This window comes from Centipeda sp. (in: firmicutes), assembly GCF_057271695.1.
Genome location: NZ_DBHIVL010000147.1, coordinates 1 through 1648, shown reverse-complemented (window position 1 = coordinate 1648; position 1648 = coordinate 1). Strand labels below are relative to the sequence as shown.

Here is a 1648-nt window from a genome sequence, read left to right as displayed (position 1 = left end):
CCAGGTAACCAAGAAATTTATGTATATTCGCATGAAAATAATAATATTACTTTAAAAGCAAAAGATAATAATGGAAAAATTTCAAAAGTTTACTTAGCATTTGCAGCAGATAATAGACAGGGATTAGGACAAGAAGATAGTAGCTATTTAGGCGGTGGAAGCCCAGATGGTTTATATTTAACAGCAACTAAGATTAAATCTGAAACTACAGGTTCAGATGCACAACCAGCAACAATTACTGTAAGTGGTAATATTAATAATCAACCATTTACTGGTGAGAAATCAATCACTCGTTATTTATATACAGAAGATCCGGCTGGAAATACGAACTATGAACATGTAGGCCATGCGAATGATACTGGGGCACCAGGGCGTGTTCGTTTTGTATGGAAACCACAGACTTTCAAATATACAGCAACTGCAAATTCTCAAACACAAACAGTCAGCTATAAAGAGGAACCAAGCGCAGAAGCAAGTGTTAATAAAACAGGATTACCAGCAGGGACGACATATGCTTGGAAAACAAAACCAGATACATCAAGCCCTGGTAATAAATCTGGGGTAGTAGAAGTCACTTATCCAGATACTTCAAAAGATACCGTAAATGTAACTGTAGCTGTTCGTAAGTTAAGCGATGAATATGCTCCTACAGGGAATAAAATCGTAAGAAATCAAAATACTCCTGTAACAAATAATGATCTAAAAGCAGCAGTTACTATTAGTAATAATGGTAATAGTAAGGTGAAATCCGTTACTCCTGTGGGTACAATTAGTACAACAAATGCTGGAACGTCTACGATCAAAGCGACTGTTACTTATTTAGATAATACGACAGATCCAGTTGATATACCTTTAGAAGTAAAAGACGTAACTGCACCAACAATTCAAACTCCTAGCGATAGACAAAATTGGGATTTAATTGCATTGGATAGAACATTACCTTCTATAACAGTTGCAGCTACTGATAATACTGGAGGAACTGGTGTTAAATCAACAACGGTAACGGGGTTACCAGATTTCTTAGTATATGACAATGCAACTAAGACAATTAAATTTAAAAATGGAGTTCAAGAAGTAACAAAATTACCAGTTGGACAAGATAGTAAAACTTATACTGCAACTATTCAAGTAACAGATAATGCAGACAATCCTAGTCAAAGACAATTTATGATTACAGTTAAATCAATGACTACGAAATATAATGCGACACCGAATGAACAAAAACAAACGGTGAGTTATGGTGCTACACCAGATGCAGGAACAAGTATTAATAAAAATGGATTACCTGCAGGAACAACCTATACATGGGCTACAACTCCAAGTACAACAACAGGTCCTGGAGATAAAGCAGGAGTAGTAACTGTAACATATCCTGATGGCTCAAAAGATACAGTGAATGTAACTGTAAATGTTCGAAGATTAGCAGATGAATATGCACCTACAGCAACTAAAATTACCAAAAATCAAAATGAATCTGTATCAAATAATGAATTAAAAGCAGCGGTTACTATTAGTAATAATGGTAATAGTAAGGTGAAATCCGTTACTCCTGTGGGTACAATTAGTACAACAAATGCTGGAACGTCTACGATCAAAGCGACTGTTACTTATTTAGATAATACGACAGATCCAGTTGATATACCTTTAG

At 35.3% G+C, this 1648-nt stretch carries 1 protein-coding gene; it reads left to right on the top strand.

Going from position 1 to position 1648, the window contains the following annotated elements; genetic code table 11:
• Window positions 1-1648: Rib/alpha-like domain-containing protein (locus ACO6BQ_RS12545; protein WP_489121481.1), on the top strand; the 1648-nt coding region annotated here is incomplete at both ends.